This is a genomic window from Nocardia sp. NPDC059691 (assembly GCF_042733915.1).
GTDB classification, from domain to species: Bacteria; Actinomycetota; Actinomycetes; order Mycobacteriales; family Mycobacteriaceae; genus Nocardia; species Nocardia sichangensis.
This window is the reverse complement of the sequence record NZ_JBHWFB010000006.1, coordinates 427,154-443,973: the sequence shown is the minus strand read 5'-3', so window position 1 is coordinate 443,973 and position 16,820 is coordinate 427,154. Positions and strand designations below refer to the sequence as shown.

Genomic DNA, 16,820 nt, shown 5'->3' with positions numbered 1-16,820 from the left:
TGGGGGTGTACCTTTACGGGGGGGTTTGTGGATTTGTTGCATTTTTTTTTCCGGCCCCCGCGGGTTCGGCGGGGGGCGCCGCGCCCCGGGGCGCCCCCCCCCCCCCGGGGGCGGTGGCCCCCGCGACGGGCGCGGGAATCATTCAGCGGGAGGGTACTGCTGGGCGCCGAGCACCCGGGCCAGGTGCGCGGCGTTCCTGGCCAGCGCCGCGGTCGCCGAAGCCACCGCCTTCGGCACCGAGTCGAGGTCCTGATAGTCGGTGCCGCCCATGGCCTGATCGTTCCAGTACGTGCACCCCTGTGCCGGGATGGTGAATCCGATGTCGTTGAGCCCTTGATACAGGTCGGCGACGATCTTGTGCGCGCCGTCCTCGTTGCCGACGACCGCGACCGTGGCCACTTTGCCGACCATGGCGGGACGACCCGCGTCGTCGGTTTCGGACAGTTCGGCGTCCAATCGCTCCAGCATCCGCTGCGCCACCGACGACATGTGCCCGACCCAGGTGGGGGTGGCCACCAGCAGGATGTCGGCCGCCGCGATCCGTTCGCGGATGGACGGCCACTGGTCGCCGGGGCCTTCGTCGGCGGTCACTCCGGGTAGCACGTCGTAGTCCACCAGCCGCAGCACCGTGCCCTGCACGTCGTGTTCGGCCAGCTCGTCGAGGACCTGCCGGGCGATGACATCACTGCTGGATTCGGCGGGGGACTTCTTCAGCGTGCACACCAGGGCGAGCGCGGTCGGTCCGGCCATGAAAGAAACCTCCTACGTTTCGGTTCGATCGCGGGCGACGACGCGGATCGTGCGCAGCCGGGAGTCGGCCGCGTCGGGGACGTTCATGCCCGCGTCGAGCCCGGTGCGCAGGTAGTCGACGACGGCGGCGTCGATGCGCTCGCCGGGTATGACCACCGGAATGCCCGGCGGATAGGGCGTGATCTGTTCGCCGGCGATCCGGCCGACGGCGTCGCGCGCGTCCACTGTCTCCACCGGGCCGAAGAACGCGTCGCGCGGCAGCATCACCGATTCCAGTTGCAGGTCGTCGGGCGAGGGCAACTGGATGCGTGGCGGCCGCGGATCGCTCAGTTGGTCGCGCCACGCGGCGATGCCGTCGACCAGGACATCGATGGTGTCCTTGTCGTCGGCGAGCGACAGCGTGGCGAGCAACCGGCGGTGATCGGTCAATCCCATGTCGATGCGGCGGTGCTCGCGCAGCCAGTCAGCGGCCTGATAACCGCTGGCCCCGGTACCGGACACGTCCATGAGGACCTGCAACCGGTCGAGGTCGTGGGAGGCTTCGACACCGAGCAGTTCGTCTTCCAGCACCTTGATGCCGGGGATCTCGGCGAGCCGGCGCCTGGCCTGTTCGGCTACGCGCAGCGCGGAACCGAGCAGTTCCTGCCCCCGCTCGACCATCTGCCTGCGCCAGCCGTCGAGCGCGGCGTAGACCAGCACGTTCGGGCTGGTGGTCATCAGCAGGTCGGCGCATTCGCTGAGCCTGATCGTGTCGACCAGATCGCCTTGGACGTGGAAGACCGAGCCCTGCTCGAAACCGGCGCCCATCTTGTGCACGCTGACCACACACAGGTCCGCCCCTGCGTCCATCGCCCAGGTCGGCAGGTCGTCGTGGAACGGCAGATGCGCGCCCCACGCCTCGTCGACGATGAGCGGCTTGCCGCGCTCGTGACAGACCTCGGCGATGCCGGCGATGTCCGCGCAGGTGCCGTAGGGACTCGGGCTCACGATCAACGCGCCCGCGGCGTCGGGGTGTTCCTCCCACGCCTCGGACACCTGCCGCGGCGAGGGCGGGTGGGCGAAATGCTGCTCGGCGTCCCAGCGCGGGGAGATCCAGTGCGGCTGGACACCGGAGAAGATCAGCCCGGCGACCACGGACTTGTGGCTGTCGCGCGCCACCAGCAGGCCGCCCTCGTGGCCGCCCGCCACCGTCATCATGGCCGCCTTCACCGACAGCGAACTGCCGCAGGTGGAGAAGAACGCCGATTCCGCGCGCACCGCGTCGGCCATGAGCGCTTCGGCGCGCGACAGGTAGCCACCGCGCGAGAGCCGGTCGTCGAGTCCGGCGACGGCCAGGACATCGGAGCCGAAGGCGTCGCGGCCGATCACGTCCAGGACTCGTTCGTCGGTTCCGCGTCCTTGCCGATGCCCAGGGGGTGTGAAGCCGTACCGGCCCAGCCGGTGATAGTCGGCAAGGGCTTCCAGCAGGGGAGCTCGTGAATGGTCCACGGCTACCGCCTACCCCGAATCCGCGGCCGCACACATCCGGCGTACCCACCGCGCACCGAGCCCGTGGCCTGCGGTGTTGCCCACGGCAAACCCCGGCGCGGTCGTTTCGGGCACAGGTGTCCGGGTAGGACGGGGACAAGTACCGACCCCGACCGAGGAGCCGCGCGGATGAAAGCAGTGACCTGGCAAGGGCGACACAAAATCGCCGTGGAGACCGTGCCCGATCCTCGGATCGAGGCCCCGACGGACGCGATCATCGAGGTCAGCTCCACCGGCATCTGTGGATCCGACCTACACCTGTACGAGGTGCTCGGCGCCTACATGAGCAACGGCGACGTCCTCGGCCACGAACCCATGGGACGTGTGGTGGAGACCGGTTCGGCCGTCACCGGGCTGGAACGCGGTGACCGCGTGGTCATCCCGTTCCAGATCAGCTGCGGCGCCTGTTACATGTGCCGGACCGGGCTGCCCACCCAGTGCGAGACGACGCAGGTCCGCCGATACGGCTGCGGAGCCGCCCTGTTCGGCTATTCGAAGCTCTACGGGCAGGTGCCCGGCGGCCAAGCCGAGTATCTGCGGGTGCCGCACGCGGACGCCACCCACATCACCGTGCCCGACGGACCGGCCGACGACCGCTTCCTGTACCTGTCGGACGTGCTGCCCACCGCGTGGCAGGCCGTGGAATACGCCGGGGTGCCCGACGGCGGATCGGTGACCGTGCTGGGTCTGGGCCCGATCGGGGACATGGCCTGCCGGGTGGCCGCGCACCGCGGCTATCGCGTCATCGGTGTCGACCGGGTACCCGAGCGGCTGGCGCGGGTGGCCGAGCGCGGCATGGAAGTGATCGACCTCGACGCCGTCGACGAGCCGGTCGGCGACATCATCCGCGGCTGGACCGACGGCCGGGGCACCGACTCGGTGATCGACGCGGTGGGGATGGAAGCCCACGGGTCGCCGATCGCGTCGATGGCCCAGCGCTCGGCGGCGTTCCTGCCCGATTTCGTGGCCCAGAAGGTGATGGACACCGCGGGCGTCGACCGGCTCGCGGCACTGCACTCCGCCATCGACATCGTCCGTCGCGGCGGCACGATCTCGGTGATCGGCGTCTACGGCGGCATGCTCGACCCACTGCCGATGCGGGTGTTGTTCGACAAGCAGATCCAGCTGCGGATGGGCCAGGCGAACGTCAAACGGTGGGTCGACGACATCATGCCGCTGCTGCGCGACGGCGACCCGCTGGGCGTGGACACCTTCGCCACCCACCGCCTCCCACTGACCGATGCGGCGCAGGCCTACGCCACCTTCCAGCAGAAGACCGACGGCGCGGTGAAGATCGTGCTCGACCCGACCGCGAACTGACCGGCGGAGCGGGTCCGCACCGGACCCGGCCGCGGTGCCCGCACCGCGGCCGCGGACGGTTTGCTCTGTGCATGCCTGGGTAGCTGCCGTGTATGAGCTTCTTACTACGCGGAGTCGTCTCACCGTGGTGGCTCGAGGCGCCGACCTCCGTTGCGGCGGAGATGGCCCGTGCGAGCGTGGAGAAGGCCGTCGATGTGGGAATGAAGGCGGCGCAGGCGCCGGTGCAGGCGGTGGCAGCGGGTGCGCGGGCAGGCGTGTCGCTGCTGAATCTGGGCAGTAACGAGGAGTTGCGCGACGAGTTGGCCGCGCTGATCGACCCGCACGCGCTGCGCTCCCGGCGCCGGGTTGCGCTCAACGAGGACCGGGCCACCGTGGAGGTGCGCGGCCTGGACTCCGGCAGGAGCGGAGACATCACCGAGGCGCTGCACCGGACGCTGGACCGCCGCCGCGATGTGCGTTGGTGGCGGGTGAACGCGGTGACCGGCCGCGTCGTGGCCGCTCTCGAGCACGGTGCGGCCGACCTGCCCGCCCTGGTGTCGGCCATCGAATCCGTCGAGACCGATACCGCGGTCGGCGATCTGGACTGGAGTCGGGGCTGCGAGCACCCGGGGGACCGGGAACCGCTGCTGGCGGCCGGGATCCAGGTCGCGGGCGACGTGTGCGCGATCGGGTTGTCCGTTATGAGCGCCGTGCTGCCGTTGCGCGGACCCGCCCGGGTGTTGCGCGCCGCCGCCGCCTTCGTCGACACCCAGCCCCGCCTCCGCAAACGGCTCGAGGATCAGCTCGGCCGTCCACGGACCGACCTGGTGCTGACCACGGCGAACGCGATCGGCAACGCCCTGGGCAACAGTGCGGCGGCGGGCACGGCGAATCTGGTGATCGATGCGGTGCACCGCGGTTTCACGCTGACCGAATCGCTCACCCGCTACGTGCAATGGCAGGGCTGGGAGGCCGAGATCGACCGCCGCCCAGCGGAAGTGTGCGACCCGCTGACCCCGCCCGACCGTGTGGTCGAGATGCCGCAGGGCCCGATCGAACGGGTCGCCGACGAAACGGCCGCGGGTGCGCTGGCGGGCGCGGTCACCTCCGTCCTCGGCGGACGTGGCCTGTTCGGCGCGGCCGACGCGCTGGAACTCGGAGCGCCCAAGGCGGCGCGGGCCAGCCGCGAGGCCTACGGCGCGCTGGTCTCCACGATGCTGGGCCGCGCGGGTGTGCTGACGCTGCACCCGCGGGTGTGGCGGCGGCTGGACCGACTGTCGGCGCTGGTCATCGATGGAGAATCGCTGCTGACCACACGGCGTCTGGTCCTCGAGGCCGAAGCGAGCGACCCGAGATGGTCGGTCGCCGAGGTATGGAGCGCGAGCCAGCGACTGCTGTGGGAGTACGAGACCGGCGAAAGCCGCGACGACGCGCAGCCCGACCACACCGGCCGCTACCTGTCGGCCGGCGGTCACCGCAGACTGGTGCATCCCGCGACCGGAAAACCCGACGACGGTGTGACGCGCCGCCCAGTGTGGCGCGAACTCCACGACAACGGAACATCGGTCGGACGGGTCCTGGTCGGCCGGGAACTCGACCGGCGGGCATACGCGCTGCTGGGCCGGGCGCGCAGCGCGGGCCTGCGCGTGACGCTCGCCGCGAGCGCCGACGCCGCCGAGTTGCGGTCCATGGCCGACGAATTCGTCTCCCCGTCCACGTCGATGAGCGGGCTGGTGCGCGCTCTGCAGCAGGACGGTCACGTCGTCGCCGTGTTGAGTCCCCGCGCGCACAAGGCGCTGGCCCACGCCGACGTCGCGATCGGTCTGGCCGTGCGGGAAGACAACGCGCTGCAGATGCCGTGGACCGCCGACGCGGTCTGCCGCGACCTCGCACAGGCCGACCGCGTCCTCGCCGCCGTCGCTCCGGCCCGTCAGGTGAGCGAACGCGGTCGCTCACTGGCCCTGTCCGGCGCGGCGCTGGGCGGTCTGCTGCTCGCGGTCGCCCCCGACAGCGTGGGCCGCTCGTCGCCCATGACCGCTGCCCACTACACCGGTCTGCTCACCGGCGCCTACACCGGATGGCGTTCGGCGCGCACCGCCCCACCGGCCACGCTCGCACCGTTGCTGCCCTGGCACGCCCTCGAACCCCAAGAGGTGCTGAGCCGGTTGCCGCGGCCGCTCGCGGTGCCCGAGCGCGCCCGGCCCGGCGCGGTCGCCCGCATCCCCGGCGTGAGCGTCATCGCGGCGGCGGCGTCGTTCGCCGGTCAGTTGCGCCGGGAACTCGCCGATCCGCTCACCCCGATCCTCGGCGTCGGCGCGGTCGCCACCGCGGTACTCGGCGCGCCGTCGGACGCGGTGCTGCTGTCGTCGGTGCTCGGCGTCAACGCGCTGGTCTCCGCCTGGCAGCGCCAGCGCGCGGAGAACGCGCTGTTCCGCCTGTTCGAAGGCGAGCAGCTCAGCGCCCGCGTGATCGACCGCGCCGACCTCGACACCGCCGAACCGTACGAGCACCTGGTGCCCGCCGACGTCCTCGCACTCGGCGACGTGATCGTGCTGCGGGCCGGGGAAGTGGTCCCCGCCGATGCCCGGCTGCTGCGCGCGGACGATCTGGAAGTGGACGAATCCGGCCTCACCGGCGAATCGATCACCGTCGAGAAACAGGTCGCGGCGACCCCGGGCCGGGCGCTGGCCGAGCGCGCCTGCATGGTCTTCGAAGGCAGCACCGTGGTCAACGGCACCGGGCGAGCGATCGTCGTGGCCGTCGGTCACGACACCCAGGCGGGCCGCGCCGCCGCCGGTGCCATCCCGCCGGAAAAGGCCGGTGTGCAGGCGCAATTGCGCCGCCTGACCGACCGAGCCCTGCCGTTGACGCTCAGCGGCGGCGGCATCGTCACCGGACTGGGCATGCTGCGCGGCAGGCCGCTGCGCACCGCGATCGCCGACGGCGTGGCGGTCGCGGTCGCCGCGGTCCCCGAAGGACTGCCGCTGGTGGCCACGGTCGCTCAGCTCGCCGCCGCCCGCAGGCTGTCGCGACACGGCGTGCTGGTGCGCGCCAGCCGCACCGTCGAGGCACTGGGCCGGGTGGACACCCTGTGCTTCGACAAGACCGGCACCCTCACCGAGGGGCGGCTGCGCCTGACCACACTCGCCGATCTCGACGAGCAGTGGCCCCCCGACGCCGACTGCGAGCACGCGCACCGCCTGCTGCGGGCGGCGACCCGCGCCTGTCCCGATCCCGTCGAGGGCCCGATCGTGCACGCCACCGACCGCGCGGTGGTCGAGGCCGCGGCCGAGGCGCTCGGCGACGACCCCCGCCGCTGGGACGCGATCGAAGAGATCCCGTTCGAATCCAACCGCGGCTACGCCGCCACCCTCGGTCACACCTCCCGCAAACTGCGGCTGATCGTGAAGGGCGCCCCCGAAGTGGTGCTCTCGCGCTGCACCGGCGTGCGGAGCGACGAGACCGACCATCCCTTCGACGACCGCCTGCGTCAACGCGCCGAACAGGTGGTTCGCGATCTGGCCGAGCAGGGCTTGCGGGTGCTGGTGGTGGCCCGGCGCGACCTGCCGACCGAACCCGACGACGTCGAGGCGGCGGTCGCCGAACTGAGTCTGCTCGGCTTCATCGGCCTCGCCGACGCCCCGCGCCCGCAGACGGTGCCGCTGGTCACCGCGTTGCAGCGCAACGGAATCAGCGTCCGCATGATCACCGGCGACCACCCGGTGACCGCGGCGGCGGTGGCCCGCCAGCTCGGCATCGAGGCGGGGGAGGTGGTGACCGGCGCGGATCTCGATCGTCTGGACGAGACCGCGCGTGCGGAACTGATCGAACAGAGCACGGTTTTCGCTCGCGTCAGCCCGGAACACAAGGTGCGCATCGTGGCGGCGCTGCGCCGCGCGGGACACGTGGTCGGCATGACCGGCGACGGCAGCAACGACGCCGCCGCGATCCGCACCGCCGACGTCGGAATCGGTTTGGCCGCACAGGGTTCGGTCGCCGCCCGCAACGCCGCCGACATGGTGCTCACCCATCCCGACCCCCTGGTGCTGTTGCACGCCCTCGTCGAAGGCCGCGGCATGTGGCAGCGGGTCACCGACGCCGTCGGCGTGCTGGTCGGCGGCAACGCAGGCGAGGTCGCCTTCACGCTGTACGGCACCGCCGTCAGCGGCCAGGCGCCGCTGGGCACCCGGCAGTTCCTGCTGGTGAACATGCTCACCGACATGTTCCCCGCCATGGCGCTGGCGCTGTCGCGGGAACGGGACGCGGTCGATCCCGACGACACCGACGACCCGCAGGCCCAAGCGCAGCGCGCGGCGGAGCGGCTGGCCGAACTGCCGCCCGCGCGCCTGGGCCCCGACCTGCTGCACACGCTCGGGGTGCGCGGCGTCGCCACGGCCACCAGCGCCTCGGTCGCCTGGACCCTCGGCCGGATGACCGGCACGCAGCGCCGCGCCGCCACCATCGGCCTGGTCGCGCTCATCGGCACACAGCTGGGTCAGACGCTGGTCTCCGGTTACCGCAGCCCGTTGGTGTGGCTCACCACGGCCGCCAGCGGTGCGGTGCTCGGCGCGGTGGTGATGACACCGGGACTGTGCGGCTACTTCGGTTGCCGCCCGCTGGATCCGGTCGGCTGGGGGATCGCGACCACCTGCGCGACCACCGCCACCGTCGCCGCGGTGCTGGTTCCGCGGCTGCTGCCCCCACCGGAATCGGAGTAGCGGCGGCGCGCTGATTGGCGTCCGTCCGCCCGGGTACCCGCCGGGCGACGGACCTCGCCACGGGCACACGATCCCCGGTCCGCGCGGCGACCCCGGTCGCCCAGGGCGCGAAAACCTGAGCCCACGAACGCATTCCACAGCGACAGAAACGAGTGTTGCGATGACCGATCAGGATGTCGTCGACCTGCTCACCGCCCAGCACGAGGAGATCCGCACGCTGCTGGCGCGACTGAAGTCGGGTAACGACGGGAAACAGGACTTGTTCACCGAGTTGGTGCGGTTGCTGGCCGTGCACGAGAGCGCCGAGGAGGAGGTCGTGCATCCGGTCGCCGGACGGGCCCGGTTCGGCGCCGACGCCGACATCGTGCAACCGCGGCTGGAGGAGGAGAACGCGGCCAAACGCGCGCTGGCCGACCTCTACGACCTCGGAGTGGACCATCCCGAGTTCGATGCCCGGCTCGCCGAATTCGCCGACGCGGTGGACGAGCACGCCGCGCACGAGGAGGCCGAGGAATTCGCTCTGCTGCGCGCCCAGTTCTCCAGCAGCCAGCTCAAGCGGATGGCCGGGTCGCTGCGGGCCGCCGAGGCCGTGGCGCCCACCCGGCCGCACCCGCACGCGGGGGAGTCCGCGCTCGCCAATCTGGCGGCGGGCCCGCCGCTGGCGCTGTTCGACCGCGCCCGCGACGCGGTGCGCGACTGGCGCCGCCAGCACGACAGCTGAACCACCCACAGCCCCGAAACGCCAGAAGGAGGACCGACATGGGGTTTCCCGAGCAGCAGCAGAAAGTCCCAGGTATCCAGGCCAAGATGACTCCGGTGCCGGATTGCGGTGAGGACAGCTACCGCGGTTCCGGCAAACTGACCGGCAAGGCCGCCGTCGTCACCGGCGCAGACAGCGGCATCGGGCGGGCGGTGGCGATCGCCTACGCGCGTGAAGGCGCGGACGTACTGATCTCCTACCTCGACGAGGACGAGGACGCGAAGGAAGTCGCCGATCTGGTGACGCAGGCCGGACGCAAAGCCGTGCTCGTGCCCGGCGACCTGTCCGAAGCCGCCCACTGCCGCGCCGTCATCGACCGGGCAGTGCGGGAATTCGGAAAGATCGACGTCCTGGTGAGCAACGCGGCGTTCCAGATGACCCACGAGACCCTGGAAGAGATCAGCGACGAGGAGTTCGAGCACACCGTCAAGCTGAACATCAACGCCTACTTCTACCTGGTGAAGGCGGCGCTGCCGCACATGCCGCCGGGGTCATCGATCATCGGCAGCTCTTCGGTGAATTCCGACATGCCCTCGCCCACCCTGGCTCCGTACGCGGCGACCAAAGCCGCCATCGCGAACTTCTCCGCCAGCCTCGCGCAGCTACTGGGTGAGCGCGGGATCCGGGTCAACAGCGTTGCGCCGGGACCGATCTGGACTCCGTTGATCCCGTCCACCATGCCGGTGGAGAAGGTCACCCACTTCGGGGACGACACCCCGCTGGGCCGCGCCGGTCAACCGGCCGAACTGGCGCCCACCTACGTCATGCTGGCCTCCGACGACGGCAGCTATGTCTCGGGCGCTCGGATCGCCGTCACCGGCGGCAGGCCCATCCTGTGACCCTCGGCGCACCATAACCCCACGGTCGGCCGATCTCCCGGATCGGCCGACCGCCGGTGGCGGCGGGTCACAGCATCGTCACCACGAGCCCGACCGCGACGGCGACGAACAGCAGGATCACCAGCGCCCCGATGAGCATCGCCAGCACGCCGGTGATCGGGAAGTGGTGTCGGGTGCTCGGCTCCGGCGCGGACAGACCGGACGTCTGTGGGGTGTCCGGTGGTGTGGCGCCGGGCGACACCCCGCCGCCGGGTTCCAGGTCGGGAGTTTTCGCGGGGTCGGGGTCCATCGCGTTCATAGCCGCTCCCTACTCGCCGTCGTTTCCGGGTGCCTCGGGTGCGTCGGGCCGTTTGCCGGACCTCTTGCGATACAGGATCACCGCGCCGACCAGCACCGCGAGTCCGAGAATCACCAACAGTTCCATGGCAGGGGCCTACCCGGTATCCGCGTGCCCAATCGAGAGGGTCTGCCGGTCACCTGCCGATGATCACGTAGTGACCGGCGGTCTCCTGGAACTCGACGGCGTCGGCGATCGCCGCGTCGTCGAGCGCGGGGCTACCGTCCGCGACGACGAGCAGCTTGTCGTCATCGTCGTAGAACCGGTGGATGATCCCCACACAGCGTCCGCGGGCGAAGACCAGAGGTTCGGACGGTCCGAGGAAGTACCCGTCCAGTTCTTGTCCGTCGGGCGCGCGGGTGAGCGGAACGTATCCGTAGTTGACGCGATAGCGGAATCCGCATCGCGGATGGTGGCTGCCGTACGGGCGGTCGATGACCAGATCCACTGTGCGGCCGAGGAATAGACGCGCCAACCGCAGCGATTCGGAATCCTCGAGTTTCACCGGATCGGTCACCCGCCCCAGGCTACGGCAGATCGATCCTGCCGTGGCGCGCGAGCCACGACGGAGTTCGACGGCATCACCCCGCACGGGTGCGGGCCGGTCGATCGGGCGCTCCGCTTCGCCCTTCCCGCCCGGCCGCCACACCTGTACGCTATGACCGACCGGTCGGTCATAGCGTGTTCAGTGAAGGAGTAGCAGGTGCGAACCTTGCTTCGATTTGCCGCATCGACGGCCACCGCCGCGGTGTGCCTCCTGGGAGCCGCGCCCGTCGCCGGGGCGCAGGAGCCCGCGAGCGTTCCCTACAGCTATCTGGCGGGGTTGGCCGCGCAGCTGGCGGCGCCGGGGGCGCCCCCGCCGGGAGCCGACGATTGGACCTGCCACCCGGGCGCCGCACATCCGAATCCCGTGGTGTTGCTGCACGGCCTGGGCAACGAGACGGTGAGCTGGCAGACCCTGTCGCCGTTGCTGGCGGCCGCCGGTTACTGCGTGTACACCACCACCTACGGCACCGGTGCGTTCGGTCCGGCGCTGGGCGCGGTGGCGCCGGTCCCCGAGAGCGCCCGCCAGATCGGAGCGTTCATCGACCGCGTCCTGGCCGCCACCGGCGCGGCGAAGGTCGACGTCGTAGGGCATTCGATGGGCGGTGCGGTGCCGTTCTACTACTTCCACCACCTCGGCGGCGCCGGAAAGGTCGCACGCCACATCGGGCTGGGCGCTCCCTATCACGGGTCGACGCTCAGCGGCGCCGACACCGCGGCGAAGCCCCTGCGGGATCTGCCGGGCACCGCGGACGCCATCGCCGACTGCGGCCCCTGCCAGATGTCGCCGGACTCGCCGTTTCTGCGGGAGTTGAAAGCGGACGCCCGGCTGGTGCCCGATGTGCAGTTCGTCAGCATCGTCAGCCGCTACGACGAGATCGCCACGCCCTACACCACCGGCATGCTCGACGGGCCGAACGCCCGCAACATCGTGCTGCAGGACGTGTGCGCCACCGACTACTCCGAACACTACGGGCTCACCTCCGATCCGGTCGCGGTGCACGAAGTGCTCGACGCGCTGGATCCCGAGCATGCCCGGTCGGTGGAATGCCCGGTGGTCGCGCCGATCGTCGGACCGCTCACCTCGGCGGCCGGGTCGTGAGGTCGGCCGAGCCCGGCCGCAAGGCACTGCTGCACGCGGGCCGCACCCTGCTGGGGGAGGCGGATCTGGCCAAACTGTCGGTGAACGCGATCGTCGCGCAGGCGAACATGGCCAAAGGCAGCTTCTATCAGCACTGGTCCAGCCGCGGCGACTACATCCGAGCGCTGCACCACGCTTTCCACGAGGACTTGTTCGCCCAGGTGCTGGACACCGTCTCCGGCACGCCGCCGGGTATCGAGCGGCTGACCGCGGGTATGCACGCCTACCTCGACGGCTGCCTGGCCCAGCCGGCGACGAAGGCGCTGCTGATCCAGGCGCGCTCCGAGGCGGGCCTCGGTGAGCAGGTCGCGGCGCGCAATCGGCAAGCCGCGCTGGTCATCACGGACGATCTCGCCGCCGCCGGGTGGGCGGACCCGGAACCGGTCGCGCTGCTGATCGTGGCCGCGATCGCCGATATCGCGCTCGCGGAGCTGACCGCCTCGCGGACCCGCCCGGACCTGCGTGCGGCCTTGGTACGCCTGGCCACCGGACACCGCGGCAACGAGGTAGCCGAACGGTAGCCGAGGCATTGCGTGTGGGCGTGGGCTGGAGGAAGGTGAGTATGTCCGGTGGCGCCACCGGGGCGCCGCCATGAGCAGTCGGGAGGTTGCCCGTGTACGCACGTTCCAGCACAATCGCGGCCCAGCCGTCATCGATGGACGACGGGATCGCATACCTCCGCGATGAAGTGATGTCGAATCTGCCGGAGCTGCAGGGGTGGGTCGGCATGTCGTTGCTGGTGAACCGGTCGACGGGACGTTGCATCGCTACGACCTCGTGGGAATCGCAGGAGGCATTGCATGCCAGCAGAGGACGGGCCCAGCAACTGCGCGACGGCCTGGCCCGCCGACTCGGCGGCGAGGTGGAGCGCGTCGAGGAATGGGACATCGCGGCGATGCACCGCGACCATCCCGCCGGCGACGCCGCCTGCGCCAGGTGCAGTTGGGTGCAGGTCGACCCGGGGCAGGTCGAGCGCCTGATCGACACATTCCGGATGGAAGTGCTGCCGCAGATCGAGACGCTCGACGGATTCTGCAGCGCCAGCCTGTTCGTCGACCGGGACAGCGGTCGAGGGGTGGGCGCGATGGTGTGGGCGACTCGCGAGGCGATGGACGCCACCCGCGAGCACAGCACTCGGATCAGGAGCGCGGCGACTCAGCGGGTCGGCGCCAACGTGCTCGAGGTGGGGGAGTTCGAGCTGGCGTTCGCGCATCTGCGCGTCCCCGAAATGGCCTGACAGCGCCCGAGTTCCGGCCGGAGCACACGCTTCCGGCCGGACATTCGTGTTCCCGCGCGGGCACGGCGACCGGAACGGCCAGGACGCCGCGGGTATCGGCGACCCTTACCCGAGAGGTAATGGCCGCGACGGCCGGCCGTTCGTAGGATCGGGGCGTGACTACCCCAACGGCAGGTGACCTGCTGCGACATTGGCGCCTGGAACGCAGGCTCAGCCAGCTGGAGCTGGCCGGACGGGCCGACACCTCGGCGCGGCACCTGAGCTTCATCGAAACCGGGCGCGCCACCCCGAGCCGCACCATGATCGTGCACCTGTCGGAGCATCTGGAGATCCCGTTGCGCGAACGCAACCGCGTCCTGCTGGCCGCGGGCTACGCGCCCGCCTACGCGCAGCCCGGTCTGGACACTCCGGCCATGAACGCCGTCCGCGGCGCCATGCGCCAAATCCTCGCGGGCCACGAGCCCTACCCCGCGCTGGCCATCGACCAGAACTGGACGATGATCGACGCCAACAGCGGCGTGGCCGTGCTCATCGCGGACATCGATCCGGCACTGACGAAACCGCCGGTGAACGCGCTGCGGCTGAGCCTGCACCCCGACGGCATGGCCGGCCGCATCCGCAACCTCGCCGAATGGCGTGGCCACATCCTCGCCCGTCTGACGCGCCAAGTAGAGGTCACCGGCGCCAGGGACCTGGCCGACCTGCTCGAGGAGCTGCGGTCCTACCCCGGTGGCGAAGTGGAGCTCACCGTGCCCGAACCCGACCAGGCGGTGGTGCCGCTGCGGATCGAGCACGACGGCAACGAGTTGTCGTTCCTCAGCGTCACGACGGTGTTCGGCACCCCGATGAACGTCACCGTCGCCGAACTGGCCATCGAGTCGTTCTTCCCCGCCGACGAGGACACTATGAAACGGCTCACCGCGGGCGCCCGGTGAGCCGCGCGGCCCAGCTGTCGGCCCTGCTGGACGCGCCCGTGCGCGCCGTCACCGATCTCGGCGCCCGCCACGCGTGGACGCTGCACCGCGCCGAAACAGCCGACGGCAGAACCGTTTTCGTGAAGGCTTCGGCCGAGCCGACATCCGTCTTCGCGGCGGAAGCTGCGGGCCTGTCCTGGCTGCGCGCCACCGCGCCCGACCCGGCCGGGGCCTTGCTGCCGCAGGTCCTGGCCGCCGACGACCGGACACTGGTGCTGCCCTGGCTGGAGGAGACCGGACCCACCCCCGCGGCCGCCGAGCGATTCGGCCGTGAACTGGCCGCGCTGCACGCCGCCCGCGCCGAGTTGTTCGGGGCCCCGTGGGAAGGCTGGATCGCGAGCCTGCCACTGCCCAACACCCCGACCGACGGTCCGTGGTCGCGGTGGTACGCCGAGCAGCGCCTCGCGCCCTACCTCGCTCGGGCGGCGGCGGCGCTCGGCGCCGACGGCACCCGCCTGATCGAACGCGTCATCGATCGCATCGATGAGCTGGCCGGCCCCGCCGAACCACCGACCCGCATCCACGGCGATCTCTGGTCGGGCAACATCGTGTGGACGCGGGAACGGGCGATGCTCGTCGACCCCGCCGCGCACGCGGGCCACCGCGAGACCGATCTGGCCATGCTCGCCCTCTTCGGCGCTCCACACCTGAACCGTATCCGCGCCGCCTACCACGAAACCCACCCGCCGGCCGACGGATGGCGCACCCGCACGCCGCTGCACCAGCTGCATCCGCTGCTGGTGCACGTCGCGCTTTTCGGCGCGGGCTACCGAGCGCGGACCCTCGCCGCGGCCGCCGCCGCGCTAGGGTCCTGACCCGCACCCGGCGTCACCCGTTGACCCGGGCGATGACCTTCTCCGCGAAGCGGGACAGGTTGGCGATCTTGGTCTCCAGCGGCTCGGTGTCCTGCTCGGTGGTGTAGGGGAGCCGGAAGCCGACGATCACATCGGTGACCCCTTTGTCCTCGAGACGTTTGATCCCGTCGACAGTGAAACCGTCCAGCGAGATGACGTGCACCTCGAAGTCCTTGCGGGTGCCGTACTCCGCGCGCAACGTGTCCAATTCGCCCAGCAGCCGGTCCAATTCGGCGCCGTCGCCACCGGCGTGCATCCACCCGTCGCCGCGCTGCGCGGCCCGGCGCAACGCGGGCCTGCTGTGGCCGCCGATCAGGATCGGTACCGGTTCGGTCGGCACCGGGCTGATCTTGATCGGCGGAATGTCGTAGAACTGCCCGTGGTATTCGAAGTACCCGCCTGCCGAAAGTCCGCGCACGATGTCGATGCATTCGTCCATCCGCGCGCCGCGCTTGTCGAACGGCACCCCCATGATCTCGAAATCGTCCGGCCACGGGCTGATGCCGACACCGAGCCCGAACCGGTTGCCGCTCAGCGCGGCCACCGACGCGGCCTGCTTGGCCACCAGCACGGGCGGGCGAATCGGCAGCTTCAGCACGAACGGCGTGAACCGCAGCGTGGTGGTCACCGCTGCCATCGCCGCGCTGAGCACGAATGCCTCGACGAACGGCTTGTCCTCCAGGAAATCCCGGTTCCCGTCGGGGGTGTAGGGATATTTCGCGTCGGACTCCTTCGGGTACGCCACGCTGTCGGCGACCGCCATGGAGGTGTAGCCCGCCTCCTCGGCGGCCTTGGCCAGAGCGAGGTAATACGACGGGTCGGTCATCGTCTCGGCGTAGGTGAAACGCATGGTGCCTGCCTTCCTGGCGCGTCGAGCGCGCCGCTCGGGTCCCGGGCGGTTGCCGAGACGTGAGGGGAACTGCCGCAGGCGCGACCGTGGCGCCGCGACGGCATCGCGGACTGCCGTGGGTCGCCGCCTACTGCCATGGGTTGGTGAATCCTTCCGGAATCAAATGGTCGAACAGCGCACGCATCTGCGGTGACAACCGCAGCAGTTCGATGTGCGAGCCGATCGGCCCGCCCTCGAGATAGGCGAACTCCATCCCGACGCCATCGAACCGGCCGCGCGCGGTGATCTCGATACCGGCCGCGGCGGCCTCGGCGAGCGCGGCGTCGTAGTCCTCGGGCACCCAGGCGGCGTGATGCAGTCCGGGGCCGACCCGATCGAGATGCTCGGCGTACAGGCTCACCCCGCCACGCGGCTCGATCAGCTCCAACTGCTGGCCACCCGCATAACCGAGCGCCACACCGATCGTGTAATCGGTCGGGGCCCCGCGCAATTCGGCCGCATCGGGCCCGAAGTGGACCTCCGGAATGGTGAACCATTCACCGACTCCGTACCGGGTGGTGAACGTCTCACGAGCCGAAGCCAGATCACCCACCACCCAGCACAATTGGAAGATCGGGCCGCCTGTGATCATCGGCGGCCTCCGAGACGGCTCAGCAGACCCGGACACCACCGGTGTGCGATGTAGGGCCGGTTCTTCCGCATGCCACGCAGGATGTGCCGCGCGGCCCGTTCGGAGCCGGTCATCCCGATCGGCATCCGGCGCAACGGTGCGCGATAGGAGTACCCGGGCAGGTCGATCCCGGAATCGACGATGTCGGTCGCGACCCCGCCGGGCACGGCCACGCTCACGCGGACACCGGCGGCGTCGATGTCGGCGGCCACCACCGCGACGCCCTGCGCGGCCAAAAGGCGGCACAGCGCGGCGCCGGGGCCGGACGCGGCATCGGTGACCACCGCCACATTATCCACGCCGTTTAATTAATCATCTGTG

At 70.7% G+C, this 16,820-nt stretch carries 17 protein-coding genes; 9 read left to right on the top strand and 8 right to left on the bottom strand.

The features are described 5' to 3' along the window. Positions 1 to 138 precede the first annotated feature (138 nt). Together ACFV2O_RS16690 and ACFV2O_RS16685 are read right to left on the bottom strand one after the other, a co-directional pair. Positions 139 to 750 (bottom strand): NAD(P)H-dependent oxidoreductase, encoded by a 612-nt coding sequence (locus tag ACFV2O_RS16690; protein ID WP_355078052.1) that lies wholly within the window; start codon positions 748 to 750, stop codon positions 139 to 141. 12 nt (positions 751 to 762) lie between these two features. Next, entirely contained in the window at positions 763 to 2,238 is a 1,476-nt protein-coding gene (locus ACFV2O_RS16685) for an aminotransferase class I/II-fold pyridoxal phosphate-dependent enzyme (RefSeq protein WP_379252527.1), read from the bottom strand. A 168-nt stretch (positions 2,239 to 2,406) separates the two neighbouring features. Here ACFV2O_RS16685 and ACFV2O_RS16680 point away from each other — a divergent pair, with 168 nt between their 5' ends. The 4 genes from ACFV2O_RS16680 (at position 2,407) to ACFV2O_RS16665 (ending at position 9,893) form a co-directional block, all read left to right on the top strand. After that, on the top strand, positions 2,407 to 3,597 hold the full coding sequence (locus ACFV2O_RS16680; protein WP_379252526.1) for an alcohol dehydrogenase catalytic domain-containing protein: 1,191 nt from the start codon (positions 2,407 to 2,409) through the stop codon (positions 3,595 to 3,597). Between the two features lie 92 nt (positions 3,598 to 3,689). Then, positions 3,690 to 8,294: a cation-translocating P-type ATPase gene (locus ACFV2O_RS16675; protein ID WP_379252525.1), complete on the top strand. Its 4,605-nt coding sequence runs from the start codon at positions 3,690 to 3,692 to the stop codon at positions 8,292 to 8,294. 160 nt (positions 8,295 to 8,454) lie between these two features. Continuing rightward, complete coding sequence (locus ACFV2O_RS16670) at positions 8,455 to 9,015, top strand: hemerythrin domain-containing protein (protein WP_379252524.1); 561 nt, start codon at positions 8,455 to 8,457, stop codon at positions 9,013 to 9,015. Between the two features lie 38 nt (positions 9,016 to 9,053). Then, entirely contained in the window at positions 9,054 to 9,893 is an 840-nt protein-coding gene (locus ACFV2O_RS16665) for an SDR family oxidoreductase (RefSeq protein ID WP_355078047.1), read from the top strand. 67 nt (positions 9,894 to 9,960) lie between these two features. Here the strand turns inward: ACFV2O_RS16665 and ACFV2O_RS16660 are convergent, their stop codons facing one another. The 3 genes from ACFV2O_RS16660 to ACFV2O_RS16650 are packed head-to-tail and all read right to left on the bottom strand — an operon-like array spanning position 9,961 to position 10,747. Further along, positions 9,961 to 10,191 (bottom strand): DUF6480 family protein, encoded by a 231-nt coding sequence (locus ACFV2O_RS16660; RefSeq protein WP_379252523.1) that lies wholly within the window; start codon positions 10,189 to 10,191, stop codon positions 9,961 to 9,963. Positions 10,192 to 10,200: 9 nt separating this feature from the next. Beyond that, on the bottom strand, positions 10,201 to 10,317 hold the full coding sequence (locus ACFV2O_RS16655; RefSeq protein WP_355078045.1) for an LPXTG cell wall anchor domain-containing protein: 117 nt from the start codon (positions 10,315 to 10,317) through the stop codon (positions 10,201 to 10,203). A gap of 49 nt (positions 10,318 to 10,366) precedes the next feature. Continuing rightward, on the bottom strand, positions 10,367 to 10,747 hold the full coding sequence (locus ACFV2O_RS16650; protein WP_379252522.1) for an inorganic diphosphatase: 381 nt from the start codon (positions 10,745 to 10,747) through the stop codon (positions 10,367 to 10,369). Between the two features lie 186 nt (positions 10,748 to 10,933). Between ACFV2O_RS16650 and ACFV2O_RS16645 the strand changes: the two genes are divergently transcribed. From ACFV2O_RS16645 to ACFV2O_RS16625, 5 genes are all read left to right on the top strand, one after another. Beyond that, positions 10,934 to 11,875, top strand: a complete 942-nt coding sequence (locus tag ACFV2O_RS16645; protein WP_379252520.1) for an esterase/lipase family protein — start codon at positions 10,934 to 10,936, stop codon at positions 11,873 to 11,875. Further along, entirely contained in the window at positions 11,872 to 12,435 is a 564-nt protein-coding gene (locus ACFV2O_RS16640; protein ID WP_379252519.1) for a TetR/AcrR family transcriptional regulator, read from the top strand. Before ACFV2O_RS16645 ends, ACFV2O_RS16640 begins: the two co-directional genes overlap by 4 nt. Positions 12,436 to 12,527: 92 nt before the next feature. Continuing rightward, on the top strand, positions 12,528 to 13,151 hold the full coding sequence (locus ACFV2O_RS16635; protein ID WP_364434969.1) for a hypothetical protein: 624 nt from the start codon (positions 12,528 to 12,530) through the stop codon (positions 13,149 to 13,151). Between the two features lie 155 nt (positions 13,152 to 13,306). Beyond that, complete coding sequence (locus tag ACFV2O_RS16630; RefSeq protein ID WP_355078040.1) at positions 13,307 to 14,086, top strand: helix-turn-helix transcriptional regulator; 780 nt, start codon at positions 13,307 to 13,309, stop codon at positions 14,084 to 14,086. Continuing rightward, the gene (locus ACFV2O_RS16625) at positions 14,083 to 14,940 is read left to right on the top strand and encodes a fructosamine kinase family protein (protein ID WP_379252518.1); all 858 of its coding nucleotides are present in this window, start codon (positions 14,083 to 14,085) and stop codon (positions 14,938 to 14,940) included. The genes ACFV2O_RS16630 and ACFV2O_RS16625 overlap by 4 nt, the downstream gene beginning before the upstream one ends. Positions 14,941 to 14,953: 13 nt before the next feature. Here ACFV2O_RS16625 and ACFV2O_RS16620 read toward each other — a convergent pair whose 3' ends face one another. From ACFV2O_RS16620 to ACFV2O_RS16610, 3 genes are all read right to left on the bottom strand, one after another. After that, complete coding sequence (locus ACFV2O_RS16620) at positions 14,954 to 15,829, bottom strand: TIGR03619 family F420-dependent LLM class oxidoreductase (protein ID WP_379252517.1); 876 nt, start codon at positions 15,827 to 15,829, stop codon at positions 14,954 to 14,956. 127 nt (positions 15,830 to 15,956) lie between these two features. After that, on the bottom strand, positions 15,957 to 16,460 hold the full coding sequence (locus ACFV2O_RS16615) for a VOC family protein (protein WP_379252515.1): 504 nt from the start codon (positions 16,458 to 16,460) through the stop codon (positions 15,957 to 15,959). Further along, complete coding sequence (locus ACFV2O_RS16610; protein ID WP_379252513.1) at positions 16,457 to 16,798, bottom strand: hypothetical protein; 342 nt, start codon at positions 16,796 to 16,798, stop codon at positions 16,457 to 16,459. The genes ACFV2O_RS16615 and ACFV2O_RS16610 overlap by 4 nt, the downstream gene beginning before the upstream one ends. Between the last annotated feature and the right edge of the window lie 22 nt (positions 16,799 to 16,820).